This window comes from Robinsoniella sp., assembly GCF_034124845.1.
Genome location: NZ_JAWYAJ010000380.1, coordinates 1 through 4,424 on the forward strand (window position 1 = coordinate 1; position 4,424 = coordinate 4,424).

Annotated in this window: 2 protein-coding genes; both read left to right on the top strand. The window is 46.9% G+C overall.

The window, feature by feature from the left end; all coding sequences use genetic code 11:
• Positions 1–2,771: leucine-rich repeat protein (locus ACH2DQ_RS19135; protein ID WP_395027873.1), on the top strand; the 2,771-nt coding region annotated here is incomplete at its 5' end.
• A 131-nt stretch (positions 2,772–2,902) separates the two neighbouring features.
• On the top strand, positions 2,903–4,424 hold a 1,522-nt coding region (locus ACH2DQ_RS19140; protein WP_395027875.1), incomplete at its 3' end, for a DUF4091 domain-containing protein.

The window sequence follows — 4,424 nt, forward strand, 5'->3', positions numbered from 1 at the left end:
CCGTGCAGTTTGCGCCTGTGAAGGCAACAGGGATACGGCTTGTGATGCGGGCGGCAGACAAGGTTCCGGCCATCCGGGAAATCCGCTACTTCAAGTATGATGAAGCGGCAGATGACACCGCTGAAAAGACCGTTACAATTAATGACAATGATATGGGAGAAGGTATCAACCAGTTCTCATTTGATGACAATTTCACCTACCGTGAAACAGAAGAGGGCAATTTCCCAACCAAAATCGGGAATGACGTTCATTTTACTAATGTAACGGGAGCGGAATCTACCCTGCATTTTTATGGTACAAAGCTGGAGCTGTTTTACAGAAAGTACAACAGCAATGCCAATATCAGTGTGTCTATCGATGGCGGTGAACCGGTGACAATTGACACGTCAGCCGGTGGCGAAAAGTTTGCTTCTACCGTCTTTGCAGATCTGGAAATGAAAGAACACACTGCCGTAATTCGTAAGACATCGGAAGCTCAGATAGCCATTGATGGTGCAAAGGTTACCTATAAAGGACAGCTTCCTGACAGCACCGGGCGGAAGGCTCTGACTTATGTCAATGACAAGTCTGATCAGATTACTTATGATCCGCAGGCAGTGTCCACCACAGCAAATGAAGAGCCGGATAAAAGGGCAGCAGGCTGGGCACAGTTTACGCAGACAGATTCCACCAACACCGGCTGGACTTCCAGCAGTAAAGAAGGGGCTTACTATGAAATTGCATTCTATGGTACGGATGTGACGGTTTATGCTCCCAAGAAGCTTCGCCATATATTCGGAGGAAACGAAACGATTCCCTGGGGAGAAGCGGAAATTACACTGGACGAAGAACCAGTAGATACCGGATATGATGTAGATAATGAAAATGGCAATGTGAACTTCGGACTTCCTGTTTTGAAAGTTCATGCCAGTGACGAAAACGCAGACCATAAGCTGCGGATTACCGTAAAAAGCGGTGTCAGCCGGATTGACTACGCCGTAGTGGGAAGTATTACAGAGAAAGAACCGGTTGAAGTAACTACGGCAACCGTTACGGCGATTGCAGGAGAGCACGGAAAAGTTGAGCCAAAGATCCAGGAAGTGAAGCTTCATGATGACGCTCTGCTGCGAGCGATACCGGATGAAGGCTATATGCTGGATCAGATAGAATCAACGGGTAACTATTCCGTAGAAGGCAATACGATACTGCTTCCCGATGTGCAGAAGGATCATACCGTAACGGTGACATTTCGCCGTATTGCAGATAAGACGGCACTTCAGACCGCACTGGAGGCGGCAGAAGCTTATATTCCCGATGGATATACAGAAGAGAGTTATGCCGTATTAAAAGCAGCGATAGAAGAGGCAAAGGCTGTTTTGGAAGATGAAAAAGCAGAGCAGGATGCAATAGAGGAGCAGATTAACAAGCTTCAGGAAGCCATTGCCCAGCTGGAAAGCATTTTGGCGGACCTGACACAGCTGCAGTCCTTATACAATGCTGTTTCACAGATGGATATGAGCATTTATACGGAAGACAGCGCAGCAACCCTGAAAAATGCACTGAATCATGCATCGGCAGTCCTTGAAAAAGAAAATGCTTCAAAAGTGGAAGCGGCTGAAGCAGAGTCAGGTTTGCTGGTAGCGCTTGCGGGACTGGAGAAGAAAGAGACAGAACCCGAGACCGATAAATCATTGGCTAAGGCATTGCAAAATGCTTACAAAGATCTGGATCTGTCCGGATATACCCAGGATAGTGCAACCGTATTTACAGAAGCCTTGGATCGTCTGTCTGGCGTGATTGACAATGAAAATGCCACACAGGAAGAGGTTGACAATGCCATAGCAGGGCTTCTGTCAGCGGCAACAGCACTGACAGTATTGCCGGAAGATCCCGAAAAGCCGGAAGAAACGGTAGACTTCTCGCTGCTGAAAGTACTCTTCGATGCATATAAAGGAATTGACACCGGAAAGTACACAAAAGACAGTGCCGATGCATTCCTTGCAGCACTGAGAGCTGCAGAGGAGGTACTGAATAGTAAAGAAGCAGATCAGGCAGTAGTTGACCAGGCAGCGGCAGCCCTGGCGAAAGCAGCGGCAGGATTAACAGAAGCACCGGTTGTCACAACAGACACCACAACGCTGAAAGTACTCTATCAGGTATATTCCGGACTTGATACCGGGAAATATACGGACAGCAGTGCAAAAGCCCTGAAAGACGCAGTGGCATCGGCATCAGCAGTTTTAAATAATCCAAATGCAGCCCAGGCTCAGATTGACCAGGCGGCAGCCGGACTGATGTCAGCAGCAGCGGGACTGGAATTAAAACCGAATGAGGCTCCACAGCCTGTGGTACCTGCACTGAAAAAAGGCCAGATTCTGACGTACAAGGGACTGAAATACAAAGTGACCAATCCTGAAGCAGGAAAAGCGGCTGTAATGGTAGTTGGTGCTGCCAGCAGGTCAGTTAAGAAGGTGAATGTTCCATCAGCGGTAACTTTAAGAGGTGTAAAATGCAAAGTTACAAAGATTGGACCGAAATCATTTAAGAATTACAAGAAGCTGGAGCAGATTACCATTGGTGCAAATGTAACGGCGATTGGAAAACAGGCATTTTACGGAGACAGCAGGCTCACCAGAATCAAAGTTAAATCTAAGGTATTGGACAAAGCCTACAGCAATTGTCTGAAGAAAATATCTTCTAAGGCAGTGATCCAGGTTCCAGGATCGAAAGTCAAGGATTATAAAAAACTATTTAGAAACAAAGGACAAAAGAGCAGTGTGGAAATAAAATAGCAGAATGGAATTGTTAAAAATGATTCCGACAGCGAAGTGAAGCACATGTATTGACTGGGAGGGGGCATATATGCCCTCTCCTCGTTGATTCTTTATACAGGTGTCGTCTGTTTAGTGAAAGGATAAAAATAATGGATTATAAATTTAAATTAATAAGTTCTCTGAATAAAGTCTTTCCGGGAGTGGAGCCCGGGGAGGATTTGGAAGGCATAACGTTATCGGGCTTTTGGGGAGAAACCATTTCCCTCCAATGTGCATACCGGGCGGATTCTTTGTATACCGGATATGGAAGGTTAGAAGTAAACGGAAGCTTAAAAGATGCGGTGCGGATACGGGAAGTAAAGCTCATGCCTTCCGTTCTGCCCTGTGGCGGGGAATGTGATGGACATTATCTCTCCAAAGAACCCGGTCTTTATCCTGATTTGTTAAGCAATATTTCTCTGGAGAGGATAACATATATCCCACGTCAATGGCACGCTTTGTGGATTGATCTGGAAGCAGAACAGGGAATGGAGGGAAATCAGGATCTCATATTGCAGTTTTATAATGAAGAACAGATACTGGTGGGTGAGGTTCGGACAGAGATCTGTATTTATCCCATACATTTGAAACCCCAGACCTGTTTTCATACAGAATGGTTCTACTGCGACTGCCTTGCGGACTATTATCAGGTAGAACCCTGGTCTGTGCAGCACTGGGAGATCATGAGAAATTTTATCACCTTGTATGGAAAACGTGGCATGAATATGATATTAACCCCGGCTTTCACTCCGCCGCTGGATACCGCCATAGGAGAAGAGCGTACTACAGTGCAGCTGGTGGACGTCAAGGTTATGGGCGGAAAATATATCTTTTCCTTTGAGAAACTGTACGCCTTTTTCCAGATGTGCATGGAATGCGGGGTGAAATATTTTGAGATCGCCCATCTGTTTACCCAGTGGGGGGCGAAAAGTGCACCGAAAGTAATGGCAGAGAAGGACGGTACCCTGGTGCGGATATTTGGCTGGGAGACGGACAGCCAAAGCTTTGCATATCAGGAATTTCTGGGACAGTTTCTGGACGCCCTGATGCTCAGGCTGGATGAGTGGAATTTAAGAGGAAGGGTATTTTTTCATTTATCAGATGAGCCGGAAGAAAAGGATCTGGAAATGTACCGGAAAGTCCGGGAATCCGTATCCGCCCATTTAAAGGGTTATCCCATTATGGATGCAGTGTCCAGATATGCCTTTTATGAGAGCGGGGTTGTGGATAAGCCGGTCCCGGCAGTTGACCATCTGGAGCCTTTTTTAAAACATCAGGTACTGGGACTTTGGACCTACTATTGCGGAGCCCAGGGAAAAGAGGTGACAAACCGCTTTTTTGCAATGCCTTCCGGGAGAACCCGGATTCTGGGCGTACAGATGTACCAGTACGGGCTGGAGGGATTTTTACACTGGGGATTTAATTTCTACAATTCCCAGTATTCCCTGTCCCATATTAACCCTTTTCAGGTAACGGATGCCGGGGCAGCATTCCCATCCGGCGATGCATTTCTGGTATACCCGGGAGAAGATGGCTGCCCGGAGGAATCCCTCCGCCTGATGGCATTATCACAGGCGATGCAGGATATCCGGGCATTCCAGATGCTGGAAGAACTCACATCCAGGGAATACG